The following is a 25,267-nucleotide window of genomic DNA, read 5'->3' as shown; positions in this document are numbered from 1 at the left end:
CTTGGGAGGAGTGGTGGCGTCGTCCATGAGAGATATGCGCTCAAAGCTCGACCTGCTCGTGCGCGGCATGACCGGCCTGCGCCATGACGGCCGTTTCGACGAGCCCAACCTCGACGGCACGGCCGGCGACTACATCAGCTTCGATTCCTGGGAATGGCCGCAGGGTGTAGGCCTCTACGGCCTCGTTTGCCTCTGGCGGCACAATCGCGACCCGAAACTGTTGAAGACAATCGAAGATTGGTACGAGCGCCATTTAAGGGCGGGCCTGCCGCCGATGAACATCAACACCACCGCTCCGATGATGGCGCTGGCATTGCTCTGGGGCGAGACACGCGACCAGCGCTGGGAAACGCCTCTCTGCCAATGGGCCGAAAGGCTGCTTCGCGACATGCCTCGCACGCCCGAGGGCGGGTTCCAGCACAATGTCTCAGACAAGATCAACGACGACGAATTGTGGGACGACACGTTGTTCATGGCCGGCCTGTTCCTCGCTTTCCACGGCCGCGCGGCCGGCCGGCAAGCTTGCATCGACGAGGCTGTTCGCCAGTTCCTCGTCCATGCGCGCTATCTCGCCGACCCGAAAACCGGCTTGTGGTTCCATGGCTGGACATTTGCCGGCCGACATAATTTTGCCGGCGCTCTCTGGGCCCGCGGCAACGCCTGGATCACGGTCGGCATCCTCGACCTGATCGAAAATGGTGGTGTCGGCAAGCCAGTCGAAGCCTATCTGCTCGGCGTGCTGGAAGCGCAGATCGAATCGCTGCTGCGCCTGCAGGCGCCATCGGGAGCATGGCACACTTTGCTCGATGACCCGACCTCCTATGAGGAGATGTCGGCCACTGCAGGCATCGGCTATGGTCTCATGAAAGCTGCGCGCCTTGGCTTCGGGCCCAAGGCGTGCGGTCCAGCGGGCCGGCGCGCACTCGACGCGGTCCTGGCCAGCATCGACGAGAACGGCGTGCTCGGAAACGTTTCCTATGGCACCCGCATGGGCTATGATCTCCAGTTCTACCGCGACATCCCGATCCAGCCTACCGGCTACGGCCAGGCCCTGGCGATCCTCTGCCTCACCGAGGGGATGATCCATGCCGAAGCTGACGAGGCAGCGGCATGACGATGCGCGTTCTCTTCGGCGCCGGTCCGGGCGACATCGATGGCTACGGAACGGAGCGGCTGCGCGCCGAGTTTCTGGTGGAGCGGCTGTTCGAGCCCGGCCGTATCGCCTTCGCTTACACCCATGTCGACCGCATGATCGTCGGCGGCGCGTGCCCAACCGGAGAGCCGCTGAGTTTCGGCGATGGCGCGGACGTCGGCACGCCTCATCTGTTCACCGCGCGCGAGATGGGCATCGCCAATCTCGGCGGCGCAGGAACGGTGAGCGTCGACCAGCAGCGCTTCGCGCTCGCCAACCGCGATGTGCTCTATGTCGGGCGCGGCGCTAAGCAAGTGACGCTCGAAAGCGACAGCGCCGCGCACCCCGCCTGGTTCTATATGAACTCGGTTCCGGCCGGCGCAGACATCAAGCATCGGCTGATCACGAAATCCGAGGCGAAGCCGCTCGAACTCGGCGAGGAGCGACGCGCCAACAAGCGCACATTGCGCATGTACATTCATCCGGAAGTCGCGCCTTCCTGTCTGTTGCTGATGGGCATCACGGATCTCGCTGCGGGCAGCGTCTGGAACACCATGCCCCCTCACCTGCATGAGCGGCGCATGGAAGCCTATCTCTATTTCGATCTCGCGGCGGAAGATCGGGTAATCCATCTGATGGGACGGCCGGACAATACCCGCCATTTGATCGTGGCCAATGGCGACTGTGTCATCTCGCCGGCCTGGTCGATCCATATGGGCAGCGGAACCGGCCCCTACGCCTTCGTCTGGGGTATGACCGGCGAGAACCAGGCCTATAACGACGTGTCGCCCGTGCCAGTTGAGACGCTGCGATGAACACCGTGGAACCGATCACGCACGATCTTACGCTGCGCCGGCCGCTCGCGCTCGGCGGCCCCGTCGTTTACTGGCTCGTCGGCACGACGTCCGAGCAGCGCTACGATGTTGCGGATCAGCCGATGCAAGGGGAGATGGATCCCTTCTTCTTCCTGACCAAGCACAAGAATTTCATCCCGCACGAATATCCCTGCCGAACCGAGTTTGCCGCCGAACGCCGCGGGAAACGGCCCGAGCCGCAGGGCGTGTTCGAGCCGGACCGTGTTTGGCTTCCGTTCGGCTCGCCCCGTGTCGACCTGTCGGGCTTCTGGTTCCGCCCGACCGTGGTCGCCACCTGGGCAAGTACCGTGCTCGATGCAGGCTCGGACGGCCAGGCGCGGCTGCGGCTGCGCACCTGCGGCGGCGGCGTTTTGTTCGTCAACGGGATAGAGGCCGGCTGGATGGCGCCCTACGGGCGCAATCTCGAGGCTTCTCAGGATTTCGAGGTCGATCTCGTCGCCGGCGCCAACGAGATCAGCATCTGGTTCGACGATCTCGCCGAGCGTGACGCACGCTACTTCTTCCAACTCGACTATCTCCGGGGTCCAGCTGCCGAACAGGTCTTGCCCACGACCGTCAAAGGCGACGTCGCGGCGGCCATGGAAGCCGCTCTCGACGCGATGCATTTCGAGCGTCCATTTTATTCCGGCGGCGAAGTGGCGCTGGTGACGGATGTCGCGCTGCCGGTTGCGGTGGATGTAGCTGTTGTGATCGAGGGCGACTTCATGTCGATCGAGGCGCCCGTGATCTTCCGCCGCCGCATCGAAGCGGGGGCAAGACGCATCACGATTGCCGCCACGGAAGACCTTCCCGCCGACTTCCGGCATTTTGCCGTATCGCTCTCATCTTCAGGCTTTGTTGCCCAGCGGGTCTTCGGCGTCGAGATCTGTCATGCGGCGCGTCAGGGCCGCGCTCCCGCCGTCCTTGCCGACAGGATCGGCGAAGCCCTGGAACAGGTCTCCAACTTCGCAGAGGCCGATACCGTGCGGGCGCTGGCGCGGCTGGCGACCGGCCGTGGCGGCGCCGAAACCGACGCCATCATTGCTGCTGCACTGCCGGCGATCGAGGATTGCCACGACTGCGCCGATTTCATCCTGGTTCCACTGCTCTGGTGCCGTCGTGCCTATGGCGACAGGATCGCGGTCGATCTCCGTCACCGCATTGACGAGGCGATCCTCAATTATCGCTATTGGATGGATGAGCCGGGCAACGACGTGCAGTGGTACTTTTCCGAAAACCACGCGCTTCTGTTTCACACCGCGGCTTATCTCGGCGGCCATCTCCTGCCCGATGCCCGCTTTGTCCGCTCGGGGCGCACCGGCGCGGAGCAGTCGACCGTGGGCCTTGCGCGCGTGCGCGCCTGGCTTGATCATTTCGAGGCATGGGAGATGGCGGAATTCAACTCCGCCCCTTATTTCCCGATCGATCTCAAAGGGTTGACGATCCTGTACGCGCTTGGGCCAGACGCCGATGTGCGCCGGCGCGCCGGGGCTGCGATCAACCGCCTGCTCGAGATCGTCGCCCGCTCGGCTCAGCAGGGCATGCTTACCGGCGCGCAGGGCCGCTCCTACGAACACACGCTGCGCGCCGCCCGTTCGCTGGAACTTTCCGGCATTGCACGCATGCTGTGGGGCAAAGGTTTGTACGGCATGCGCTTCCACGCCCTGCCGCAGCTTGCGCTCTGCCTGCGCGACCATGGGCTCGACGTCCCGCAAGAACTGACCGGCATCGCCTGCATGGCGGGCGACGACGCGCAGGAATGGTGCTTCGCGCAGGGCCAGAACCGGATCGCCAAGCTCTACCACTACAAGACCCGCGATTTCGCCATGGGAAGCGCGGCAGCCTATCGCTGGAACGAATGGGGTTATCAGGAAACGGTGCTGCACCTGCGCCTCGGCGGCAATCCCGACGCGCAGATATGGATCAACCATCCGGGCGAGACGATTCATTCGGGCTATGGCCGGCCATCCTACTGGGGCGGCTGCGGATCTCTGCCGCGCGTGCATCAATACCGCGACCTGGCAGTTGTGCTGTTCAGCTGCGCTGCCGAGCAACCCGACTTTACCCATGCCTGGTTCCCACAGAGCGCGTTCGACGAAGCGAGGATCAAGGAACATATCGCTTCGGCGCGCGGCGGCGATGGGTTCGCGATGCTGAAGGCCGACAGCGCCTTCGAGCTGGTCGGCCGCGGACCGACCGCTGGAAACGAATTGCGCGTGTCGGGCCACCAAGCCGCATGGATCATCCGTCTGGGCCGGCGCCGGCAATACGGGTCGCTGGAGGAATTCGAGGCGCAGTTTTCTCAGCTCGCGCTCGGCCAGGGAAAAAGCGACCTTCTGCATGTCAGTGACCCGGAATATGGCGACGTGCTGTTCCATCCGGATGGCCGCATGGAGGCTGAGGGCCGTGTCGTCGATCCGGCCGACTGGCAGGTCAGCGGCGAAGCCACGTTCTTCGCAGCCGACGCCATCGCAACCAGGTGAGGATCGGATCAAAAGGAGCCCGACAAGCAGTTCGGACAGCGACAATCAAGCGGTGGAAACCGCAAAAGCGGAGGAGTGAACCATGAGAATGAATTCGATAATCCTGGGCCTTTCGGCGGGCCTTCTGTCGTCGACCGCGTTCGCAGGCGACGTTCGCGTGATGTGGTACTCGGACGGCGTCGAGGGCGAGGTTATACAGGACCTGCTCAACCGCTTCATGAAAGACAATCCGGACATCAACGTCATTCTCGACAATGTCGCCTACAAGGTTGTTCAGGAGCAGCTTCCGGTCGAACTCGAGGCAGGACGGGGCCCTGATATCGCCCGCGTCACCAACATCAAGGAACTCGCCGATCATTGGCTCGACCTGACGCCTGTGGTTGCCGATCCAGCATACTGGCAGACGAATTTCGGCGACCAGTTCGACTGGATGCGCCCTGACGGTTCCAAGGTCATTCCAGGCTTCATGACCCAGATCACGCTGACCGGCGGCTTCGTCAACAAGACGCTTTTCGAACAGGCCGGCGTGCCGATCCCGGCCGACACCGCAACCTGGGTCGAATGGGTCGATGCCGCCGGCAAGGTGCAGCAGAGCCAGCAACTCAACGCAGCCTTTGCCATCGACCGCAGCGGCCATCGTATCTCGGCGGCGAACATCTCTTATGGCGCCAACTACATCGGCGGTGATCGACTGCCGGCGCCGATTGACGCCGGCACGAAAGCTTTCGCCGAAAAGCTGGTCAATTGGGTTGCCGACGGCCGCATGAACAAGGAAATCTGGGTGTCGGCGTCGGGCACCACCTATCGCGCCGGGGCCGACGACTTCATCAATGGGCAGATTGCCTACTATTATTCGGGCAGTTGGCAGGTTGCCAACCTGGCCAGCAAGATCGGCAAGAACTTCGACTGGGTGGCGACGGGCTCGCCGTGCGGCACCGCCGCCTGCACCGGCATGCCGGGCGGCGCCGCGCTGGTCGCCGTCAAATACACCAAGAACCCCGCTGAAGTCGGCAAGGTGATGGACTTCCTGGGCCGCGAGGACATCATGCGCGAATTCACCGAGCGCACCCTGTTCCTGCCCGCACACAAGGGCGTTCTCGCCGGCAAGATCGATTACAAGACCGATGACGAGAACGTCAAGGCGTCGCTCGAAGCCTTCCTGAAGGCATCGGGCAAGATCGCGCCGAATGCCGCCGCCCTGCCGGCATGGAAATGGGGAACTCCGGTTTATGGCGCGCTGGTGACCCGCATCAGTCAGGTCATGGCCGGCGAGCTGAAGCTCGACGAGGCTTTCGTCCGTATCGACGAGGACATCAAGGCACAGGTGGCCGAGGCATCGAAGTAGCGTCGCGGCAGTGTCATGGCAGACGTCCGAAACGGCATAGCAACGCGCGCCGGCGCCATGATCCTGGCGCCGGTCGGCTGGCTTGCGAATGTTTTCGATGCGCCACTGCGCATGTTGCAACGGCGCACGGGCAGCAATGGCATGGCCGTGTTCTTCCTGGCGCCGAACATGCTGGTGTTCGGCATTTTCGTGCTGTTTCCGCTGGTCATCAACATCCTCTATTCGATGACCGGTGGCGGGGCGCTGTTCCTCGGCGACCGCACCTTCGTCGGCGCCGATCAGTATGGGCGGCTGTTCAGTTGCGGCAGCTATCTCGACCCGAAGAGCTGCACCGAGGACCTGTTCTGGATCGCGGTTTGGAACACCCTGGCCTTCGTCGTGCTGCAAGTGGCGATGATGGTCGCCGTGGCGCTTGTCACCGCACTCGTGCTCAACCGTGAGTTGCGTGCGCGCAGTTTCTGGCGCGCCGTGTTCTTCTTTCCTGTGCTTTTGTCGCCGGTCGTGGTCGGTCTCATCTGGCGCTGGATCCTGCAGCGGCAGGGACTGCTCAACCTGATGGTGTTCGAGGGGGGCGGAACCCCGGTCAACTGGCTGGTGGAGCGCAACTGGGCCTTCGCGGCGACGATCATGGTGTCGGTCTGGGCCCATGTCGGCTTCTATGCGCTGATCCTTCTCGCCGGCCTTCAGGCCATTCCGAAAGACCTCTATGAGGCCGCCGAGATGGACGGCACGCGGCCCATGCGCGTCTTCTGGCGCATAACGCTGCCCTTGCTGGCGCCCAACCTCCTGGTCGTGCTGGTGCTGACACTCATCCGCGCCGTGCAGATATTCGATGAGATCTATGTGCTGACCGGAGGCGGTCCCGGGACCAGCACGCTGTTCCTCACGCAGTACATCTACGAGGTCGGCTTCGCCTCGATGCTGCGCAATCCGGGGCTCGCCTCCGCGGCCTCGATCCTCATGGGAGCGGTGCTGGTCGTGCTGACCTTGATCCAGCTGGGCATCGCAAGGCGCAACGAGCAGCGGGGCAAAATGCGATGAGCAGGGTTGCGGAATTTCTGTTCCGCCGGCACGGCGGCGCCGGCTGGCACTGGACCGACGTTTTCACCTGGTTCTGGCTGATCGGCGGGCTGATTGTCATGTTCGGCCCGGCGCTCTGGCTGGTCAACTCGTCGTTCAAGACGCCTGCTGCGCTGGCCGAGTTCCCGCCGACTGTTTTGCCCTATGTCACCGCCGAAGCGATCGTGGAAGGGTATGAGGAGCCGCTGCAGCTCTTCGAAGTGCGCAATGACGACGGCAGCGTGCGCGTGCTCGCCGAAGTGCGCCGCCTCGGCACCGTCGCGCAGATGGTCGATCCCGCCAACCCGGGCGAGATCATACGCGTCAACATCCGCAACCGTACGCCAAAGCGCAGCATCGCCTTCGCGCTCGACAATTATGTCCAGCCTTTCCTCGCCTTCGACTTCTTCCTCTACCTGCGCAACTCGGTCTTCGTCACCGTGGTCGCCACCCTGATTACGCTCCTGACCAATTCGATGGCTGCATTCGCACTGTCGAAGTACAATTTTCGGGGACGCTCCGCTGTGATGATGCTCATCGTCGCGACGCTGATGGTGCCGCTCTCTGTCATTCTGGTGCCGCTCTATTCGGTCATCTCGGCAATGGGACTGTTCAATTCGCTATGGGGCGTGATCCTGCCCACAGTGGCGACGCCCACAGGCGTCTTCATGCTGCGCCAGTACATGCTGACGATCCCCGACGAGCTGATCGATGCAGCGCGCATGGACAAGGCGTCGGAATGGCAGATCTACTGGCGCATCATCCTGCCGCTGACCGCCCCAGCGCTGGCGGTGCTGGCGATCTTTTCCGTCGTCTGGCGCTGGAACGACTTCCTCTGGCCACTGATCGTCCTGTCGCGCAAGGAGGTCTATACGCTGCAGGTCGGTCTCAACACCTATGCCGGCCAACTCAACGTGCAATGGCATTACATCCTGGCCATGACCGTCGTCACCATGATCCCGGTCGTGCTGGTGTTCATTTTCCTTCAGCGCTTCATCACCACCGGCATTGCCGGCTCCGGTCTGAAATAGAGGCTACCATGAGCCAGATCACACTCACCGGCGTATCGAAGGCTTTCGGCAAGGTCGGCGTGCTGCACGACATAAATCTCGACATCCTTGACGGCGAGCTGATCGTCTTCGTCGGCCCCTCCGGCTGCGGCAAGTCCACGCTGCTGCGGCTCATCGCCGGGCTTGACCGGCCGACAGGCGGCGTCATCGCGATCGACGGCAAGGACGTGACCACGGTTCCGGCCGCCGACAGGGGATTGGCGATGGTGTTTCAATCCTACGCGCTGTACCCGCACATGAGCGTGCGCCAGAACCTGGCCTTCGGGCTGGAGAACGCCCGTATGGCGCGTGCCGAAATCGATGCGCGCATCGCCGAAGCCGCGCGGATGCTGGAAATCGCGCCGTATCTCGACCGGCGCCCCGGCCAGCTCTCCGGCGGCCAGCGCCAGCGCGTCGCGATCGGCCGCGCCATCGTGCGCAATCCAACCGCTTTCCTGCTTGACGAGCCGCTGTCCAATCTCGACGCCGAGCTGCGCATCTCGACACGCGCCGAACTGGCCGCGCTGCACGAGCGGCTGTCGGCGACGATGGTCTATGTCACGCACGACCAGATCGAGGCGATGACGCTTGCCGACCGCATCGTCGTGCTGCGCGCCGGCCGCATCGAGCAGATTGGCACGCCGCTCGAGCTCTACAACCATCCGGCCAATCTGTTCGTCGCCGGTTTCATCGGTGCACCGCGTATGAACTTCCTGCCGGTAAAGGTGGCACCCGGGGGCGCTGGCCGATCAAGTCTCACGTTGGACGGTTCAGCCGGATTCGAGATCGACGGGAACGTCAGCGCGGCCAATGGCGACGTGACGCTCGGGCTGCGGCCACATCACATCAGCCTCGCCGGTGCCGGCAAGGGAGACGTTGCGGCCCGCGTCGCGCTGGTGGAAGCCCTCGGCTCCGAGACAATCGTCCACACCAGGACAAGCGGCGGCCAGACCATGCTGGCGGTTGTCGCCGGACAATATCCGGTGGCTTCTGGCGACACGGTGGATCTGAAGTTCGATACCAGCCATCTGCATCTTTTCGATGACACCGGCGTGCGCATCGCTGTGAGTTAGAAGTCGGCTTACCCCGTCTGGGGCGTCATCATCTGCATGCCCCGCCTCCTCAACGACGCAGGCTGGCGTGGCGGGCATGCTCGCGGATCTCTTCGCGAGAAATGCCAGCATCCGCCAGTGTGCTGTCTGGGGCCTGCCTCAAGCTCGCAAGCGTCTGGCGATAGGCAAGCCAGCGGGCGAAACGGTGTCGAAGTTTGTCGAACATGATCGTCTCCTTTGGCGCGCAGAAAGCCCGCGCGCCTGGGTTGGTCGAAAACGCAAAGCATCTACGCGAAGCGCATGCGCGTTTCGCAAGGATTCGCTGACTTCTTGGCCAGCCGAGGCGCTTGTCACTGTCGCTCCAGGCAGGATTGTCCAACGCCTTCAATGCCTGCATACTTGCGCGTGATGCCCGCTTCGCGCTACAGCCACGCTCGCAAGGAGTTTTTCATTTCTGCAAAATGGATATCGACTGGGACGATCTGAGGTTGTTTCTCGACGTTGCGCGGCTGGGTGGCTTGAGCGCAGCGACGGGACCCACGCGCCTCAGCGCAGCCACCCTTGGACGACGCGTCACCGCGCTCGAAAAGCAGATCGGCGAACCGCTGTTCGTGCGCCAGCAGACAGGCTACCGGCTGACCCCGGTCGGTGAAGAACTGCTGCGGCGCGCCGAAGACGTCGAGGCAGCAATGCAGTCGCTGACCCGCTGGCGCGAGGGAAACCTGCCCGACCGCATTGTCCGCGTCTCGGCCGGGCCATGGACCTCAGCCTTCGTTTCCGCCCATATCGGCGATATCTGGACGGTCGATGACGGCATAAGGGTGGAGCTCGTCACCACCACCGACTGTGTCGACATCGGCCGCCGTGCCGCCGACATCGGCATCCGCGGCGAGCGACCGACCGAGCAGTGGCTGGCCGGCCGTCAGAGCGGCAAGGTCGCCTACGCCATTTATTCCGGACGCCGCATGATCAACGGCATCGCCGCCGGGTTGTTCGTCGGCGTCACCGGCGAAGCGGCAAACATTGCCTCGGCGCGCTGGCTGCAAGCCCATCACGGCGACCGCATCGCCGTGCGCGGCAACAACACCCATTCGGTGCGCGAACTGGTGGCTGCCGGCGCCGGCCTTTCGATCTTCCCGTGCTTCGTCGGTGACAGCGATCCGCGGCTGGTTCGCGTCGCTCAGCCTATCCCCGAACTCGAAACCGACCAATGGATTGTCACCCATCACGAGGAACGTCACGCGCCGCCGGTCCGAAAAGTCGCCGACCGGATTACCGCCTTGATGCGGGCGCACCAGCCGCTGTTTCGCGGCGAGACGCCGATCCGCTAAGCCTCAGGCGTCGATCGGCCGCCAGCTGAGCCGCATGCTGGCACTCATGCCGGACTCCTGCGCCGTCAGGCCTAGGCCGTAATACTTCAACAGGGACTCCAACTCGCCATGCCGCTGCGTCCAGCCGCTATTCGCGGCACCGACCATCGAGCCCAGCGGACGCTTTGTTCCATGGCTGACCACCGTCAAAAAGAGCGCTGTTAACCAAATTTTCTAACCCGCCAATGCTTATTCGCGCGACTGAAGAGGTGAGGTGATCGATGTGCGATTCAAACATAAGCGCATTTCCGCTGCATCGGCGGCGGAAATTGGTCGAAGGGATCGCCCTGGTCCTGGAGTCCAAGAACGGGGAGGACGCGAACGCCTTCTGGCGCAACACCGCCAAGGCAATTCTCGTTCAATTAGCCGAATCAGGAATTGCACCCGGGCTGGCCGAACAGGAAGTCGGAACGCTTCTTCATGCTGTCCTGGATGATATAGCCACCCGCAGTGCGGCGAAACTAGCACAATAGCATCGGCTGGCTCACGACGATGGATTGCCGCGTGGCACCACTGCATCCGTCAAATGCAAGGTTTTTCAATGCGGATGAAAAGATAGCCGCGTTCGTCGAAATCATGCCTCACCGTTGCAGACACCAGCCAGTCGGGTCATCAAGGGCTCGGATGAGCCCTGACGCCCCTTACTGCGCAATCGGGGAGGAAATCCTGCATATGGGCGCGATCACGCCCGGTCTATGTGGCTGCGCCCACCATGCGCGCCTATAACACGAAGAAGTCGTCCACTGTGAGGAATGTGCTCGGGTCCACGGCGGCAAACTTGACAGTCGCCGCGCCTCCTGCTCCGTCCACATCGAACAGCAGATCGCCGGTCTCCTTGTCGTAAATGATGTGGTCGTTGTCATCGATGGCGTGCTTTCCGACGACGAAAACCGCAGCGGAAAGCGAGCCGGCCGACAGCCCGACGAATGCGGAGCTGTCCAGGCAGAACACATCGTCGAGCGCATTGAAGTCTTCTATCCTGTCGTAGTTCGCCGGCCCAAGTGCGTCGAACACGAAGACATCCCTGCCCCCCTCGCCGGCCAGCCGGTCGCGGCCGGCGCCGCCATTGAGGATGTCGTCGCCAGCACCACCGCGCATGTCGTCGGAGCCGGCGCCGCCGTCGAGGACGTCGTCGCCGGTGTCACCGCGGACGCCGTCTGCGCCCTCACCACCGCTGATCTCGTCATCGCCAGCGCCGCCCTTCAGCCAATCGGTGCCCGCGCCTCCAACGATGTCGTCCGCGCCCGCGCCGCCGAACAGCTGGTCATGGCCGGCACCGCCGTCGAGCGTATCGTTGAACGCGGTGCCGCTGATGCGGTCGTCCCCGCCCAGCGCGGCGACGAGCACGGCATGATCATGGCTTGCGTAGCTCGCGATGTTTTTGGCGTCGGTCAGGGTAATGGATTCGGCCGGCGGAGTGACGGTGATCGTAACCGTCGCCACATTGCTGTTGCCTTGGCCGTCCGTAGCGTAAACCGTAAAGCTGTCGGTGCCGATGAAGCCGGCCTGCGGAGTGTAGTCGAACAGGTTTCCGCTCAGAAAATCCGCATGATAGTGCAGGCTAGTGCCATAATGACCCTGGTGAAACGGGTAGTAGTTACCGTCGAAACGCGTCTCCTGCTCCAGGGTGCCGCTGTCCGGCCCGTCCAAGACGATAAAGTTCAAGAGATCGTAGTCGGCATCTGTCGCGCTGAACTTGACGTCGTCGAGAGATTGCGCCTGCGAAATCGACAAGTCCAGGTCGGCAACGGTGGGCGAATGATTAACGAAGGTGTCGGACTGAAGCACGCCCCCTTTCAAGATGATCTGGTGCTGACCGTATTGGGTGTTTTCGCCGCCGAAATATTCGTTCGCCCCGATCCATGTCACCGTGAGGTCGTCGGGGCTGTCGGCGCTGATCGAGACGATCCGGACCGACTGGAAGGCCGCCTGGTCGGACACGGTGCGGAGAAAATTGCCTTCGTTGTCGAAGACCTGCGTTTCCACCGTCGTCCAGGTTTCGGTCCTGCCCTCGTGGGTGAAGCTGGTGATGGTGAAGAAGCCATCGAAGACATCGACCGAAGCCAGTTCGACCCCACCGAAAGGAAAATCCGGCTTTGCGCCTATCGGTCCGATTACGTCGCCGTCTGTTTCCGTAATGCTGAAAAGGACCGAGTCAGGACTCGGATTGGGATTCTCTGGTTCGTTCCATACGATGAGTTCACTGCCATTGCTTAAGGTCGGCATCCTGTCTCTTCCTTGCCTTTGCGCTGGACGTGCTGCGGATGCCCCAATTCCAACGGTAACATGTTACGCGAGACGGATCGGTGACGAACCCAACCGACCCTCGCCTTCTTCGAATGTGGTTAATTCGGTGATCATGCCGAACTGTCTGATTGGATTCGGCAATGGGCCGACGCTCTGGTTCCCGACCCATCCGAGCACAGCCGAGCGCATCGCGCGCCTGGCGCAACTCGTCTCGCCCGTTCGGCCCGATCTTCCGCTTGCGAACCGGACGGCCTATCTCGATCCGCTCGTCGGACGCGGCGACCGGTCCTGGCGGCGGCATCTCATGCGCCCGTTCTTGTAGGGCAAAGCGTTGGTTTCGCGCTGAACAACGCTTAGTTCTTCATCCGGACTCTTGCCGCGAGCACAGTGCCCCTGTTCGATTGGGGACTCGAGGCTGGCCTTCAAAGGCCGCTTCCAGACCTCGCCTCCCGCGGTCAGCAACGCCAAGCCTTGAGCGCACGGGTGAGGAGCCGGGCGTCATTCAGCTGGATCACGCACCTCTCGAACGCTTTGGTCGGGCCGTGCCAGCGAAGTTCCTCGATATTATCGAACAGCCGAGCGTCGGTGCGCAGCGTCGCGAGATTTTTGAACAAAAGCGCGAGCTCTCTCCGCTTGCCGAGGGCTTCAGGCGGAAAGCTTTCAAGCGGGCCGTAGCGGCCAAGCAGCCGGGCGGCCGAGACCAGGCCGATGCCTTCGAGACCCGGATAGCCATCGGCGGCATCACCCACGAGCGCGAGGAAATCTGGAATCAGGGCCGGCTCAACTCCGAACTTCTCGCGTACGCCGGCGGCATCGCGAATTTTCTGGGTCCTGCGGTCTACCTGGACGACATGCTCGCCGCGCACACACTGCGCGAGATCCTTGTCCGGCGTCCAGATGCACACCTTCTGCACGCCCTCATCGGCGGCCGCGCTGTGTGCCGCGGATGCCAGCGCGTCGTCGGCTTCCAGCTCGATCATCGGCCAGACCGCCACTCCCATCGCCGCCAGGGCGTCCTCGAGGGGGTGGAACTGGGCGAGCAATGCCGGCTCGATGCCATCCCCGGTCTTGTAGCCGGGCCAGAGCTGATTTCTGAACGATTCGATTACATGATCGGTGGCCACCCCAACATGTGTGGCGCCGTTCTCGATCATCTCCAGCACTGTATTCAGCACGCCGACGACGGCGCCAAACGGCTTGTCCTGGCCATTGTTGAACCGGCGTTGGCCATAGAAGTGGCGAAACAGTTCGTATGTGCCGTCTATCAAATGAACGATCATCGCAATCCTTAGGGAAACAGCATCCGGCCGGGTCTGCAAAGCCTGACCGATGCTGGCATCCAGGGATGGTTCAGTCGAAGAAGCCCGCATCCTCTTGCCTGAGATACTTCTTGGCTGCTTCGGCGTCGATATCGAGGCCCAGCCCCGGCGCTTCCAGCAGATCCACCATGCTGTCCGTCACGATCTGCGACGGCAGGCCGATTACGAGATCCTCCCACCAGGGGTCGGAGGCGCTCGGATATTCGAAGGCGATGTAGTTGGCGGGCAAGGTGGCGCAGACATTGATCAACGCGCCGAGGCCAAGCAGGCCGTTCGCCGTGCCGTGCGGCGCCATCAGGATCGAATGCATATGGGCGTGCTCGGCGACCCATTTGAGCTCGGCAATGCCGCCAATATCGGCAGGATCGGGGCCGATGACGCGCACCGCCTGCGTCTCGATCAGCTCCTTGAAATTGTGCCTGAGGTAAATCTGCTCGCCGGTATGGATTGGCGTCGAGGTGGAGGTGGTCAGCTCCCGATAGGCCTGCGGATTGACCCACGGCACATAGTCGCCAGTAAGCATGTCCTCCAGCCACATCAAATTGTATTTTTCGACCGCGCGAGCGAACTTGATCGCATCGGGCAGCATCCAGCCCGGGCCGCAGTCGAGCGCCAGGCTTACCTTGTCGCCCAGCACTTCCTTCATCGCGATCACGCAGTCGAGCATGTGATTGAAACCACGCTCGCTGATCACACCCTGATCCATGGCACCGTGATAGCCGGCCTGCTTCTGCGTCACGCCGTAATGGAAGCCGTCGATGGTGTCCTTCATGTTGGAGTGGAACGAGATTCCCTGCTTGATCATGAAGAAGTTCTGCGGCTGCTCCATCATCCATTTGACGTCAGCGGCGTAATCCTCCGGCCGGTCGCCCGTGCGTTTCCTGCGGATCGAGCCGTTGTAGACGCGCACCTGGTCGCGCACCTTGCCGCCGAGCAGTTTGTAGGCCGGCACGCCTGCGGCCTTGCCGGCAATGTCCCACAGCGCATGCTCGATAGCGCTTACCGCTGCGCCATAGGGCTTGAAAGAGCCGCGTTGGCGGATCTTCAGCATCACCCGCTCGACGTCGGTCGGGTCCTCGCCGATCAGCGCCTCGCGAAAATGCAGGACCCAGGGCTTGAGGTAGGGCTTGGTGTACTCGACCTCACCCAGGCCATGGAGGCCCTCGTCGGTAACGACGCGAACGATGGGGTGCTTGCCGATAACGGCACAGCGGAGGTCGGTGATCTTCATCTCGGGTTCTTTCCGCCTCAGCTCCAGGTGCGATCCCAGGAATATTCGTCGTCCCAGTGATCCGTGGGCTGCCAGATGCCGGTGACACCCGGCTGCAGATGCTGCGAGATCACCTCGTCGACGACGTCGTCAATCCCCAGGCCCGGCTTGTCGGGAACAGTGATAAAGCCGTCCTTCACGAGCGGTCTGGCAACGCCGGTGACGATATCGTCCCACCAGTCGACATCGGCAGAGTGGTATTCGAGTGCCATGAAGTTTTCGGTCGCGGTCGCGACATGTGCCGCGGCCATTGCTGCGATTGGACTTTCCGCCATATGGATGGCCATTGCGACGCCGTGGTCCTGCGCCATGTCGCCAATCTTCTTGGTCTCGAGGACGCCCCCGCTGGTGAGCAGGTCCGGGTGGATAATGGAGAGGCCGCCGCTCTTGAGCAGAGGCTCGAAGCCCTCCTTGAGGTAGATGTCCTCGCCGGTGCAGATCGGCACCGTGGTGGCGTCCTGCAGTTGTCGGTAGTGCTCGGTGTACTGCCATGGGATCACATCCTCGAGCCAGGCCGGCACATATTTTTCAATCCGCCTGGCGAGGCGAATACCGTTCTGCAGCGAGATGTGGCCGACGTGGTCGATGGCGAGCGGAATATCCATGCCGATAATTTCGCGAACCTCGGCAATGTACTGCTCAAGCAAGTCGAGGCCCTTGTCGGAAAAGTGGAGGCCGGTAAATGGGTGGGGGACGTTGTGCAAATCGTAGGCGGCGTTGCGGGCGCGCCGCTCTTCAAGGGACTTGACCTGGCCGCGGCCGGGCTGGACGCGATACCCATCAAGTGAGCCGGCAGGAGACACGACCGCACCGGGGACATCGGCGATCTGCATCAGCCCCAGATCCATCTTGAGGAACGTGAAGCCGAGCGCCATGCGCTGCTTGAGGCGCTTGCCGGTCTCGGCCGGCACAGTGGCGTCGGTATCGCAATAGAGGCGCACCTTCTCGCGAAACCGGCCGCCGAGCATCTGGTAGATGGGCACGCCATAGGCCTTGCCGGCGAGATCCCACAACGCGATTTCGACCGCCGAGACGCCGCCGCCTTGCCGGCCGTGTCCGCCGAACTGTTTGATCCGGCGAAACAGGCGGTCGATGTTGCAAGGGTTCTCGCCAAGCAGCCGGCTCTTCAGCATCAGCGCGTAGGTGGCGCTGGCGCCGTCGCGCACCTCGCCAAGTCCGACGATGCCCTGGTTGGTGTAAATCTTGAGCAGGGTCGAGGTGAACGGCGCGCCGACGATTTCAGCTACCCGCATGTCGGTGATGCGAAGCTCGGACGGCTTGGAGTTTGCGTTCACCCGATTGAGCGCCTCGGCGGCCGTCTTTGCCATGACTTGTCCTCGTTCTGGTGGATGGGGCTTGCCGCCCGCACGCCGGGCCGGCTTGGAGCGTTGCTAGCCCAGCTCGATCTCGTGGGCCTGCAGATAGTCACGGTCCATCTCGATACCGAGACCAGGCTTCGACGTCAGCTTGAGGCTGCCGTTCGAGACGTCGAGCGGTCTGTCGATGAGATGATCGTATTTGCCCAGGTTCCACTCCGACGTTTCGAGCCTGTAGAAGTTAGGAACGGTCATCATCACCTGTGCTCCCGCAACCACGTTGATCGGTCCCGCGGCGTCATGTGGCGAGACCGGGATGTAGTAGGCTTCGCATAGGGCAGAAATCTTCTTGAGCTCGGTAATGCCGCCAGTCCAGGTGATATCAGGCATGATGTAGTCAGCGAGCCTGTTCTCGAGTACCGGCACGAAATCCCACTTCGTGTGGCCGCGCTCGCCCCACGAGATGGCAGCACTGACCTTCTCACGCACCTGCTTGAGGGCGTTCAGGCTCTCGGGCGGGCAAGGCTCCTCGAACCAGTCGATCTGGCCGGCATCCTCAAGGCTCCGACAGAGGCGAATGGCGGTGGGAACGTCGAAGCGGCCATGCGCATCGATGAGAACGTCGACGTCAGGCCCCGCCGTTTCGCGGATCAGAGCCGTGAGTTCGGCGGCTTCGCGCTCGTCCTTGCGGGTCATGCTGCCATCGAGGTAGCCGTCCCGCTGTTCGCGGGGCAGGCCATCGGCGCTGTGGCCCTGGTGGGGGAAAGGATCGAACTTGAGCGCAGTGTGTCCGGACTCGACGATGTCCAGAATTTCGCGGACCACCGCCTCCTTGCTGGTGAATTTGGCCTGGTTGGGATGGGTGTAGAGCGCGATTTCATCGCGTACCGGTCCGCCCAGCAGCTCGTAAACCGGCTTGCCGAGGACTTTGCCGCGGATGTCCCAGAGGGCTATATCGATGGCGCTCACGCATTCGACGGCGGCGCCGCGGCTGCCCATATAGGTGAAGCTGCGAAAAATCTTGTGCCAGAGATGCTCGATACGCGCTGGATCCTCGCCTGTCACGGCGACTCCGATCTGCCGCAGGATCGTGCAGAGAGCGCGGTTGGCGAGCCTTGTCGTGGTGGTGATCTCTCCCCAGCCACTCACCCCCTCGTCGGTCGTCACTTCGACGAACAGGAACTCTCCCCAATAAGAAGCATCGGACTTGATCAGCCACGGCCGAATGCTCGTGATTTTCATCTCAATCCCTTTATCTGAAATGCTTAGGGCTAACGGTGTTCGAGACTGGACCTTCGTTCCTATCCGGCCCGAGCGGCGTTGCGCGCACGCATCTGTTCGAGGATATGCCGGCCGGAACCCTCGACATGGCGGGAAACGAGTTCGGCCGCCTTGTCGGCTTCTCCCGCTTTCACGTGCGCGATGAGTTCGCGGTGCTCGCGAATGATCGCGGCACGACGCGCCAGCGTGAAATTGAAACGCCGGCTCACGGCTCGCAGCACTTCGCGATGCTTCCACCAAAGTTCAGCGGCATGGCGGTTGTAGTGCCGCTGGTACATCACGGTGTGGAAAGCGGTATCCAGTTCGCTGTGCCTGAATGTGTCGGCAAAGTTGTTCTCTTCAATCAGCCCCTGGAGACGTTCGAGTTCGGCGATGTCCTCGCCGGTCGCCATGTTCACAAACCATCGCGTCAGGGCCGGCTCGATCAGAACACCGATTTCATAGATATCCCGGACAAAATCCTGATCTATGGGTCGCACGCGCGCCCCGCGGTTGGGGAGAAAGGTGACAAAGCCCTCCCCGCGCAAGAGCTGCAGGGCCTCGCGCACCGGGTTGGTCGAGGTGCCGTGACGCCGGGCGAGATCGGTGACCACAAGCCGTTCGTTGGCGGCGAGCCGTCCCTCGATGATGTCTTCCCTGATCAGTTCATAAAGCGAGGCGCCCTCGCTGGAGGCCATGGGGTCAGTCTCCACCGGCGGCATGGCTTTAAAGTCATCTATTTCGGCCAAGACCGGCTCCCCTGATCAACACATACCCTGCCCGATATCACACACGGTTTTCACAAACAATGTACGATCCAGCGCGTTGACAGGCAATCCACGATCTGAAAACGTACAAAATGATCGAAGGGATACACAGAACAGAAAGCGTCCCGCGGTCGAACGAGCTAGACCGCTTTGCCTCGGCGCACGGCGGCATGGAGAACCAGGGAGGATACCTATGACGAGGATTACGCTCGGCAGTGCGGTCCTGCGCGGCACTGTCGCCACTGCTTTGATGGCATCGCTGATGTCGACATCGGCGCTCGGAGCGCCCGTCGACCTCAGCAAGTGGTCGCCGGAATATGTGCGCTCCATTGCGGGCACAGAGGATTTTGACACCGCGGCCGATTGCGCCAAGGTCACCCCGCTCGACTACAAGGGGCGACTGACTTTCTGGTATCAGGGCGTGTTCGAGGGCGACCCCGACCTTTTGCGCCAGTACTACAAGGATTTCTTCGAGACCTTCCGCAAGACCTATCCGAACATCCAGCTCGAGGAACAAGCCCTCACCTATAACGACCTTCTGGACAAGTTCCGCACGGCGCTCCTCGGCAACGCCGCGCCGATGGCGGTCCGCCTGCAAATCCTGGGTGGTACCGAGTTCGCCTCAAAAGGCTATCTGGAGCCGCTCAAACCCGAGGATGTCGGGTATTCCACCGAGGACTTCTGGCCCGGCGCCATGAAGGCTGTGACCTGGGAGGGAGTGACCTACGGCATTCCAACCAACAACGAGACGATGGCGTTCATCTGGAACGCCGACATCTTCAAGCGTGCGGGCCTCGATCCGGACAAGGCTCCGGCAACCTGGGACGACGTCGTCAAATATTCCAAGCAGATCCACGACAAGCTCGGCATTGCCGGTTACGGCCTCGTGGCTCGCAAGAATGCCGGCAATACGCCGTATCGCTTCATGCCGCAGCTGTGGGCTCATGGCGGCGGCGTCTTCGACGAAGCCACCGCGAACCCGACCTATGAGGATGTCCAGCTCGATAGCCCGCAGAGCAAGGCCGCCCTGCAAGCCTCGTATGACATGTATGTTCGCGACAAGTCGGTTCCGGTCTCCGCACTCACCAACCAGCAGGCCGATAACCAGCCCCTGTTCCTCGCCGGCCAGCTCGGCATGATGATCTCGCATCCGTCCGACTACGACGTCATGCTCGACCTGCAGAAGAAGGCGACGGGCGCCGACAAGGACAAGGCGCAGACCGTCATCGACAACATGCGCTACGGCCTGATTCCCACTGGCCCCGACGGCAAGCGCGCAGTCGTGTTCGGCGGCTCGAACATTCACATCCTGAAGCCCGAATATGTCGAGGGCGGCAAGGTCGACGAGCCGGCCGCAAAGGCTATCATCTGCATGTGGACGAGCCCTGAATGGTCGCTGAAGATGGCCTATGCCGGCTCGAACCCGGGCAACCTTAACGGCTTCAAGACCAAATGGATGAAGGAACGTCTGGACAACATCAAGTTCCTCGATGTGACGACCTCGATGCTGCCATACGGCATCCCGTTCCCAGCGCTGCCGCAGGCCCCGGAGATCATGAACATCATCGTCCCGGACATGCTGCAGAATGCCCTGACCGGAGCGATGACCGTCGACGAGGCAGCCGACGACGCGGCCAAGAGGGTAAGAGACCTGATGGGCGGGCTCTAGTCCAGGCCTGACCGGCTGCACCGATAGTGCAGCCGGTTCGTTCAGAAGAAATAAGGGCGCGCCAAAGTGACGATCGTGACCGGCAAGGCCGAGGCTCGCCGAAGATTGCAATCCGGCAGGTCCGGCGCGTTACGCCAGATCTGGGAGCATCGCGCCGACTACGCGTACGTGCTGCCTGCGATCGTCGTGATGCTGATCGTCATCGCCTATCCGATCTACTACACAATCGAGCTGTCGTTCTTCAAGACGCCGCCTGGCCTGCAGCTTCGCGACAAGACCTTCATCGGCGTCGACAACTACACGACCATCCTCACCAGCGAGGTGTTCTGGAGAGTCACCTGGAACACTCTGATCTGGACGCTGGGCTCGACTTTGATTGCCTTTGTCCTGGGGTTTGCCACCGCGCTGGCGCTCCATCGCGAGTTTGTCGGTCGCGGTGTTCTGCGCGCAATCCTGATCATTCCCTGGGTCATCAGCGCGGTCGCCGCCTCCTATATCTGGAAGTGGATCTATCATTCGGACTTCGGGATCATCGGTGCGGTGCTGGTCGGCCTCGGATTGGCCGAGCGACCGCCGAATTTCATCGACAGCGTCAACACGGTTCTGCCTTCCCTGATCGTCGTCAATATCTGGCGCGAGTTTCCGTTTGCCATGATCATGATGATGGCCGGCCTGCAGACCGTGCCCGAGCAGTTGCTGCGCGCCGCGCAGGTCGACGGTGCCAGCGCCTGGCAGCGCTTCTGGCACGTTACCTTCCCGCACTTGCGCAACGTCTCGACGGTGACGATCCTGCTGCTCGCGGTGGCCAACTTCAATTCCTTCATCATCCCCTGGATCATGACCGGCGGCGGGCCGTCCAACGCATCGCATATCTGGATCACCCACATTTATGAGCTCGCCTTCGGCCGGCAGCGCTGGGGCGTGGCATCTGCCTATTCGGTGCTCCTGTTCCTCACCCTGATGACGCTCGGCTACTTCTACGTCCGTGCGCTAAGCGGCAACGAGCGGCAAGAGGGGAACGCATGAGCACGACTGCCGAGACCGCCCCGCGAGCCCTGAGCCGTCGCCGGATGCGCGTCGACGGATGGCGGTGGACCGGGCGCATCTTCCTCGCGTTCATGCTGCTTTACACCGCGGTGCCGATGATCTGGATGCTGATCACCTCGATCAAGTCCGGGTTCGCGGCGTTGCAATTCCCGCCGCAATGGTGGCCGGACGAACCTACCCTCGCCAGCTACGAGAAGCTGCTCGATCCCCAGAACAGCGTCGGCCAGGACTTCCTCCGCTTCTTCTGGAACAGCCTTTTCGTGTCGACCGTCACGACAATCCTCTCGGTGATCGTCGCCGTCCCTGCGGCCTACGCGTTTTCGCGCTTCAGTTTCCCCGGCCGGAACTTCCTGTTCTTTGCCGTGCTGCTGCGCAACATGTTCCCGGCGGTGATCTTTCTCGTGCCGCTGTTCATCCTGATGCGCCTGCTCGGGTTGATGAATACGCATGGCTCGCTGATTCTCACCTATCTCACCTTCGGCCTGCCGCTGGCGATCTGGTTGCTCAAGGGCTTTTACGACAACATTCCGGTGCAGCTCGAGCAGGCGGCGCGCATCGATGGAGCAACGCGGTTCCAGGCCTTCATCTTGATTGTGATGCCGCTCTCGACGCCGGGGATCATCGCCACCGCGATCTATTCGTTCATCGGCGCGTGGAACGAGTACATCTACGCCTACACCTTCCTCACCAAGAACGACCAGTTGACACTGCCCGTCGGCATCCAGCGCTTCTTCTCGGAAAATACGACGGACTTTCCGGGCCTGATGGCGGCCAGTTTCATGATGAGCGTGCCCGTCGTCGTGCTGTTCCTCGTCCTGCAACGATACTTCGTACGCGCCCTTACAGAAGGCGCGGTCAAGCACTAGGGAGTTGCCGATGGCCCACGTGGTCCTCAAAGATCTCGTCAAGTCCTATGGCAGCTTCAAGGCTGTCAACGACGTGTCGCTGACGGTCAATGACGGCGAGTTCGTTGCGCTCGTCGGCCCTTCAGGCTGCGGCAAGACAACCACGCTCAATCTCGTCGCGGGGCTGATCCCGATGACATCGGGCGACATCGTCATCGGCGACCGGGTGGTCAACGACCTCGACCCCAAGGACCGGGACATCGCCATGGTGTTCCAGAACTACGCGCTCTATCCGCAGAAATCGGTTTACAAGAACCTGGCGTTCCCGCTGCAGATGCGCAAACTGCCCAGGGACGAGATCGACAAGAAGGTCAAGGAAGCGGCGCGAGTGCTCGACATGACGCACCTGCTCGAGCGCAAGCCGCGCGAACTTTCGGGCGGGCAGCAGCAGCGGGTGGCCCTGGGCCGTGCGCTTGTCCGCGACCCTGCCGTGTTCCTGATGGACGAGCCGCTCTCTAACCTCGACGCCAAACTGCGCGTGCAGATGCGGTCTGAGATCAAGCGCTTCCACCAGGACCTCAAGGCGACGATCATCTATGTGACGCACGACCAGCTCGAAGCCGTGACCATGGCCGACAAGATGGCGGTGATGAACGGCGGCTACCTGCAGCAATATGATTCACCGGCGCAGGTCTTTGCCCATCCGGTCAACATGTTCGTCGCCAGCTTCATAGGCAGTCCGGCGATGAGCCTTATTCCGCTGCAGGCATCGACGGCAAACGGCAACTCTGTGTTGACCAGCGCGGAGGGCTGGAGCTTCGAGCTCTCGCCGCGCAACGCCCGGAAGGTCGCAAGGGCAACGACCAGGAAAGTCGTGCTCGGCGCACGTCACTCGACGATCAAGCTGCGCAACAGCGCGGTCCCCGGTGCCATTCCGGCCAAGGCTTACACGGTGGAGCCGACCGGGGACGTCACCTTCGTGCAGGCGTTCCTGTCCGGCGCCATCGTCAACGTCAGCGTGCCGCCGAACATTGCCGTCGCCCCCGATGAACAGATCTGGCTCGAGTTCGACCAGGAGCGGATGCATCTGTTCGACGGCGAAACCGAAATGGCCCTCAAGGCCGACTGAGACAGGGCGCCAACTGAAACAGGGCGCCAACTGAAACAGGGGGATGCGTTTGGAACGTGGGCGTGGATGACTGAGAAGCTTAAGATCACCGCGATCAAGCCCTATCCAGTGTGGGTAGGAACGCGCAACCAGATGCTCGTCAAGGTCGAGACCGACCAGGGCATCTCCGGCTGGGGCGAGAGCGGCTTGAGTGGTCGCGAGAAGGCGGTGGCCGGCGCGGTCGAGCACTATCGCGAGTTTCTCATCGGCCGCGACCCAATGCAGATCGGCCGGATCTGGCAGGAGCTTTATCGCAGCCAGTACTTCGAAGGCGGACGTGTTCTGCAGGCGGCGATTTCCGCCATCGACATCGCCCTTCACGACATCAAGGGCAAGGCGCTGGGAGTGCCGGTCTACGAGCTGCTAGGCGGCAAGCAGCGCCACCGCATCCCCACCTTCGCCTCGACCGGAGACGAGGCCGAAGGTGACGCTGCCATCGAACGAGCCCGCGAGCTGCGCGCACAGGGGTGGCAGGCGATCCGCTTCTTCCCCGCCGGGCAAAACAGCAGGGACATCTTCGAGCCGCGCGAGTCGATCGGCGCTACCGCCAGTATCCTCAACAGGGCGCGCGAGGCGCTGGGCGATGACGTCGTCCTCGGCATCGACTATCATCATCGGCTGTCGGTGGCCGAGGCGGCGAGCTTCTGCAACAAGCTCGGCCGCGGCGTGCTTGATTTCCTCGAGGAGCCGATACGGGACGAGACACCGGGTGCCTACGAATCGCTGCGTACGATGACCGACATCCCCTTTGCCATCGGCGAGGAGTTTTCCAGCAAGTGGCAGTTCCTGCCCTACATCGAGCGCGGCATTCATCAGTTCAACCGGCTCGATGTTTGCAATGTCGGCGGGCTTACCGAGGCGATGAAAGTCGCTGGCTGGAGCGAGGCGCACTATGTGGACCTGATGCCGCACAATCCCCTTGGTCCGGTATGCACGGCCGCGACCGTGCATCTCGCTGCCGCGGTACCCAACTTCGCGTGGCTCGAGACCAGGGAACCCGAAACAAAGCTGGGCTTCGACAATTCCGACTTCTTCCCCGTGCAACCACGGCTTGACGGGACCGACTATCCGGTCGGCGATCTGCCGGGGCTCGGCGTCGAGGTCAACGAGGAGGCGATCCAGGCGGCGAGCTTTCGTTTTTGGGAAGCGCCTCACCTTAAGCGCCGCGACGGTTCTGTTACGAACTGGTAGTTGCCTTTCAACCGGAGTCCACCATGACACATGCTCCCGACATCACGCGGCCGCCAAAAGACCTGATCGACGCGCTGAGGGGGATCGGCGCCGCGACGGTTGCCGGCACGCTTGGCCACATGGGTTTTCGCAATCCGCACATGGTCGGACCGGTGGCGCAGAACCACGGCAAGTCGATCGTCGGGCCGGCGCTGACGCTGCAGTTCATGCCACAGCGGCCGGACCTGTTCACCGAGGGAGAATATGCCGATCCGGAGACGCAGCTGCATCGGCACGTGCTTTATCACGCACAGGCGGGCGATGTGGTCGTGGTCGACGCGCGCGGCGACATGAGCTCGGGCGTCTTCGGCGATATGATGTCGACGTATTTCAAAGGCAGGGGCGGCGCCGGCATCGTCATCGATGGATGCATGCGTGACCGGCCCAATGTTGAAAAGCTCGATCTGCCTCTATGGCTGCGCGGCTGGACGCCGAACTATCATGTGCAGACCAGCATTTATCCCAATGCCGTCAACGTTCCGATTGCCTGCGGCGGTGTCACGGTGATCCCCGGTGACATCATCGTCGCCGACGACGACGGGGTGGTGGTGCTTCCCGTCGCAATGGCCCCGGCGGTAATCGAAGAATCACAGAAGCATCACGATTGGGAGGAGTTCTCGCGAGTGAAGCTGATGGAGGGCGGGCCGTTGCAACGCTACTATCCGCTGCATGACGATGCCCGCGGGGAGTACGAGGAGTGGCGCAAAACAAACCGCTTGGAGAACCCCGGTTAGCGCATGGATTACCCCGTGGCGGGCGGCAGCTGGCAACCGTTCACAGATGGC

The 25,267-nt window shown here is 62.3% G+C and carries 23 protein-coding genes; 16 read left to right on the top strand and 7 right to left on the bottom strand.

Going from position 1 to position 25,267, the window contains the following annotated elements; translation table 11 throughout:
* Positions 1 to 25 precede the first annotated feature (25 nt).
* The 7 genes from bglB to AC0L3O_RS01630 all read left to right on the top strand — a co-directional run bounded on the left by bglB (position 26) and on the right by AC0L3O_RS01630 (position 8,995).
* The gene (gene bglB / locus AC0L3O_RS01660; RefSeq protein WP_473614610.1) at positions 26 to 1,114 is read left to right on the top strand and encodes a beta-galactosidase BglB; all 1,089 of its coding nucleotides are present in this window, start codon (positions 26 to 28) and stop codon (positions 1,112 to 1,114) included.
* Positions 1,111 to 1,947, top strand: coding sequence for a 5-dehydro-4-deoxy-D-glucuronate isomerase (gene kduI, locus AC0L3O_RS01655; RefSeq protein WP_027151263.1), 837 nt, complete (start codon positions 1,111 to 1,113; stop codon positions 1,945 to 1,947). The genes bglB and kduI overlap by 4 nt, the downstream gene beginning before the upstream one ends.
* The gene (locus AC0L3O_RS01650) at positions 1,944 to 4,469 is read left to right on the top strand and encodes a hypothetical protein (RefSeq protein WP_473614608.1); all 2,526 of its coding nucleotides are present in this window, start codon (positions 1,944 to 1,946) and stop codon (positions 4,467 to 4,469) included. The genes kduI and AC0L3O_RS01650 overlap by 4 nt, the downstream gene beginning before the upstream one ends.
* Before the next feature lie 82 nt (positions 4,470 to 4,551).
* The gene (locus AC0L3O_RS01645) at positions 4,552 to 5,814 is read left to right on the top strand and encodes an ABC transporter substrate-binding protein (protein WP_473614606.1); all 1,263 of its coding nucleotides are present in this window, start codon (positions 4,552 to 4,554) and stop codon (positions 5,812 to 5,814) included.
* A 15-nt stretch (positions 5,815 to 5,829) separates the two neighbouring features.
* Entirely contained in the window at positions 5,830 to 6,855 is a 1,026-nt protein-coding gene (locus tag AC0L3O_RS01640) for a carbohydrate ABC transporter permease (protein WP_473614605.1), read from the top strand.
* Positions 6,852 to 7,904, top strand: coding sequence for a carbohydrate ABC transporter permease (locus AC0L3O_RS01635; RefSeq protein WP_473614604.1), 1,053 nt, complete (start codon positions 6,852 to 6,854; stop codon positions 7,902 to 7,904). The genes AC0L3O_RS01640 and AC0L3O_RS01635 overlap by 4 nt, the downstream gene beginning before the upstream one ends.
* Before the next feature lie 8 nt (positions 7,905 to 7,912).
* Positions 7,913 to 8,995, top strand: coding sequence for an ABC transporter ATP-binding protein (locus AC0L3O_RS01630; protein ID WP_473614602.1), 1,083 nt, complete (start codon positions 7,913 to 7,915; stop codon positions 8,993 to 8,995).
* A gap of 49 nt (positions 8,996 to 9,044) precedes the next feature.
* On the opposite strand, the gene AC0L3O_RS01625 is transcribed toward AC0L3O_RS01630, so the two are convergent.
* The gene (locus AC0L3O_RS01625) at positions 9,045 to 9,200 is read right to left on the bottom strand and encodes a YjiS-like domain-containing protein (RefSeq protein WP_084833633.1); all 156 of its coding nucleotides are present in this window, start codon (positions 9,198 to 9,200) and stop codon (positions 9,045 to 9,047) included.
* A gap of 121 nt (positions 9,201 to 9,321) precedes the next feature.
* Between AC0L3O_RS01625 and AC0L3O_RS01620 the strand changes: the two genes are divergently transcribed.
* Together AC0L3O_RS01620 and AC0L3O_RS01615 are read left to right on the top strand one after the other, a co-directional pair.
* Positions 9,322 to 10,305 (top strand): LysR family transcriptional regulator, encoded by a 984-nt coding sequence (locus AC0L3O_RS01620; protein WP_473614601.1) that lies wholly within the window; start codon positions 9,322 to 9,324, stop codon positions 10,303 to 10,305.
* Positions 10,306 to 10,565: 260 nt separating this feature from the next.
* Entirely contained in the window at positions 10,566 to 10,817 is a 252-nt protein-coding gene (locus AC0L3O_RS01615) for a DUF6074 family protein (RefSeq protein WP_287053027.1), read from the top strand.
* 247 nt (positions 10,818 to 11,064) lie between these two features.
* Here the strand turns inward: AC0L3O_RS01615 and AC0L3O_RS01610 are convergent, their stop codons facing one another.
* Positions 11,065 to 12,570: an Ig-like domain-containing protein gene (locus AC0L3O_RS01610; RefSeq protein WP_473614599.1), complete on the bottom strand. Its 1,506-nt coding sequence runs from the start codon at positions 12,568 to 12,570 to the stop codon at positions 11,065 to 11,067.
* Positions 12,571 to 12,703: 133 nt separating this feature from the next.
* Between AC0L3O_RS01610 and AC0L3O_RS01605 the strand changes: the two genes are divergently transcribed.
* Complete coding sequence (locus AC0L3O_RS01605) at positions 12,704 to 12,913, top strand: hypothetical protein (RefSeq protein WP_473614598.1); 210 nt, start codon at positions 12,704 to 12,706, stop codon at positions 12,911 to 12,913.
* Positions 12,914 to 13,046: 133 nt separating this feature from the next.
* Here AC0L3O_RS01605 and AC0L3O_RS01600 read toward each other — a convergent pair whose 3' ends face one another.
* The 5 genes from AC0L3O_RS01600 to AC0L3O_RS01580 form a co-directional block, all read right to left on the bottom strand.
* Positions 13,047 to 13,961 carry a 5'-3' exonuclease gene (locus AC0L3O_RS01600; RefSeq protein ID WP_473614597.1) on the bottom strand — a complete coding sequence of 305 codons (915 nt, stop codon included), beginning with the start codon at positions 13,959 to 13,961 and terminating at the stop codon, positions 13,047 to 13,049.
* Entirely contained in the window at positions 13,942 to 15,141 is a 1,200-nt protein-coding gene (locus AC0L3O_RS01595; RefSeq protein WP_473614595.1) for a mandelate racemase/muconate lactonizing enzyme family protein, read from the bottom strand. Before AC0L3O_RS01595 ends, AC0L3O_RS01600 begins: the two co-directional genes overlap by 20 nt.
* Before the next feature lie 17 nt (positions 15,142 to 15,158).
* A complete protein-coding gene (locus AC0L3O_RS01590; protein ID WP_473614594.1) occupies positions 15,159 to 16,508 on the bottom strand; it encodes a mandelate racemase/muconate lactonizing enzyme family protein in 1,350 nt (449 codons plus the stop codon).
* Between the two features lie 63 nt (positions 16,509 to 16,571).
* Complete coding sequence (locus AC0L3O_RS01585; protein WP_473614593.1) at positions 16,572 to 17,738, bottom strand: mandelate racemase/muconate lactonizing enzyme family protein; 1,167 nt, start codon at positions 17,736 to 17,738, stop codon at positions 16,572 to 16,574.
* Between the two features lie 59 nt (positions 17,739 to 17,797).
* On the bottom strand, positions 17,798 to 18,505 hold the full coding sequence (locus tag AC0L3O_RS01580; protein ID WP_027151244.1) for a GntR family transcriptional regulator: 708 nt from the start codon (positions 18,503 to 18,505) through the stop codon (positions 17,798 to 17,800).
* A gap of 211 nt (positions 18,506 to 18,716) precedes the next feature.
* On the opposite strand from AC0L3O_RS01580, the gene AC0L3O_RS01575 reads away from it, so the two are divergent.
* The 6 genes from AC0L3O_RS01575 to AC0L3O_RS01550 all read left to right on the top strand — a co-directional run bounded on the left by AC0L3O_RS01575 (position 18,717) and on the right by AC0L3O_RS01550 (position 25,216).
* Positions 18,717 to 20,192 (top strand): ABC transporter substrate-binding protein, encoded by a 1,476-nt coding sequence (locus AC0L3O_RS01575; RefSeq protein WP_473614591.1) that lies wholly within the window; start codon positions 18,717 to 18,719, stop codon positions 20,190 to 20,192.
* A gap of 66 nt (positions 20,193 to 20,258) precedes the next feature.
* Positions 20,259 to 21,218 carry a carbohydrate ABC transporter permease gene (locus AC0L3O_RS01570; protein WP_473614590.1) on the top strand — a complete coding sequence of 320 codons (960 nt, stop codon included), beginning with the start codon at positions 20,259 to 20,261 and terminating at the stop codon, positions 21,216 to 21,218.
* Entirely contained in the window at positions 21,215 to 22,105 is an 891-nt protein-coding gene (locus AC0L3O_RS01565) for a carbohydrate ABC transporter permease (RefSeq protein WP_023797625.1), read from the top strand. The genes AC0L3O_RS01570 and AC0L3O_RS01565 overlap by 4 nt, the downstream gene beginning before the upstream one ends.
* Before the next feature lie 10 nt (positions 22,106 to 22,115).
* Entirely contained in the window at positions 22,116 to 23,213 is a 1,098-nt protein-coding gene (locus AC0L3O_RS01560; protein WP_473614589.1) for an ABC transporter ATP-binding protein, read from the top strand.
* Between the two features lie 66 nt (positions 23,214 to 23,279).
* A complete protein-coding gene (locus tag AC0L3O_RS01555; RefSeq protein ID WP_473614587.1) occupies positions 23,280 to 24,443 on the top strand; it encodes a mandelate racemase/muconate lactonizing enzyme family protein in 1,164 nt (387 codons plus the stop codon).
* A 23-nt stretch (positions 24,444 to 24,466) separates the two neighbouring features.
* Positions 24,467 to 25,216: a ribonuclease activity regulator RraA gene (locus tag AC0L3O_RS01550; protein ID WP_023797622.1), complete on the top strand. Its 750-nt coding sequence runs from the start codon at positions 24,467 to 24,469 to the stop codon at positions 25,214 to 25,216.
* Positions 25,217 to 25,267 lie beyond the last annotated feature (51 nt).

The sequence above is a fragment of the Mesorhizobium sp. WSM4810 genome (assembly GCF_055811235.1).
The sequence above is the reverse complement of the archived record's forward strand: the minus strand, read 5'-3'. Positions and strand labels throughout refer to the sequence as shown.

Excerpts from the sequence above, each read along its gene's own strand:
- bglB (WP_473614610.1), top strand. The coding sequence starts at position 26 with ATGAGAGATATGCGCTCAAAGCTCGACCTGCTCGTGCGCGGCATGACC.
- kduI (WP_027151263.1), top strand. The coding sequence starts at position 1,111 with ATGACGATGCGCGTTCTCTTCGGCGCCGGTCCGGGCGACATCGATGGC.
- AC0L3O_RS01650 (WP_473614608.1), top strand. The coding sequence starts at position 1,944 with ATGAACACCGTGGAACCGATCACGCACGATCTTACGCTGCGCCGGCCG.
- AC0L3O_RS01645 (WP_473614606.1), top strand. The coding sequence starts at position 4,552 with ATGAGAATGAATTCGATAATCCTGGGCCTTTCGGCGGGCCTTCTGTCG.
- AC0L3O_RS01640 (WP_473614605.1), top strand. The coding sequence starts at position 5,830 with ATGGCAGACGTCCGAAACGGCATAGCAACGCGCGCCGGCGCCATGATC.
- AC0L3O_RS01635 (WP_473614604.1), top strand. The coding sequence starts at position 6,852 with ATGAGCAGGGTTGCGGAATTTCTGTTCCGCCGGCACGGCGGCGCCGGC.
- AC0L3O_RS01630 (WP_473614602.1), top strand. The coding sequence starts at position 7,913 with ATGAGCCAGATCACACTCACCGGCGTATCGAAGGCTTTCGGCAAGGTC.
- AC0L3O_RS01625 (WP_084833633.1), bottom strand. The coding sequence starts at position 9,200 with ATGTTCGACAAACTTCGACACCGTTTCGCCCGCTGGCTTGCCTATCGC.
- AC0L3O_RS01615 (WP_287053027.1), top strand. The coding sequence starts at position 10,566 with ATGTGCGATTCAAACATAAGCGCATTTCCGCTGCATCGGCGGCGGAAA.
- AC0L3O_RS01610 (WP_473614599.1), bottom strand. The coding sequence starts at position 12,570 with ATGCCGACCTTAAGCAATGGCAGTGAACTCATCGTATGGAACGAACCA.
- AC0L3O_RS01605 (WP_473614598.1), top strand. The coding sequence starts at position 12,704 with ATGCCGAACTGTCTGATTGGATTCGGCAATGGGCCGACGCTCTGGTTC.
- AC0L3O_RS01600 (WP_473614597.1), bottom strand. The coding sequence starts at position 13,961 with ATGCGGGCTTCTTCGACTGAACCATCCCTGGATGCCAGCATCGGTCAG.
- AC0L3O_RS01595 (WP_473614595.1), bottom strand. The coding sequence starts at position 15,141 with ATGAAGATCACCGACCTCCGCTGTGCCGTTATCGGCAAGCACCCCATC.
- AC0L3O_RS01590 (WP_473614594.1), bottom strand. The coding sequence starts at position 16,508 with ATGGCAAAGACGGCCGCCGAGGCGCTCAATCGGGTGAACGCAAACTCC.
- AC0L3O_RS01585 (WP_473614593.1), bottom strand. The coding sequence starts at position 17,738 with ATGAAAATCACGAGCATTCGGCCGTGGCTGATCAAGTCCGATGCTTCT.
- AC0L3O_RS01575 (WP_473614591.1), top strand. The coding sequence starts at position 18,717 with ATGACGAGGATTACGCTCGGCAGTGCGGTCCTGCGCGGCACTGTCGCC.
- AC0L3O_RS01565 (WP_023797625.1), top strand. The coding sequence starts at position 21,215 with ATGAGCACGACTGCCGAGACCGCCCCGCGAGCCCTGAGCCGTCGCCGG.
- AC0L3O_RS01560 (WP_473614589.1), top strand. The coding sequence starts at position 22,116 with ATGGCCCACGTGGTCCTCAAAGATCTCGTCAAGTCCTATGGCAGCTTC.
- AC0L3O_RS01555 (WP_473614587.1), top strand. The coding sequence starts at position 23,280 with ATGACTGAGAAGCTTAAGATCACCGCGATCAAGCCCTATCCAGTGTGG.
- AC0L3O_RS01550 (WP_023797622.1), top strand. The coding sequence starts at position 24,467 with ATGACACATGCTCCCGACATCACGCGGCCGCCAAAAGACCTGATCGAC.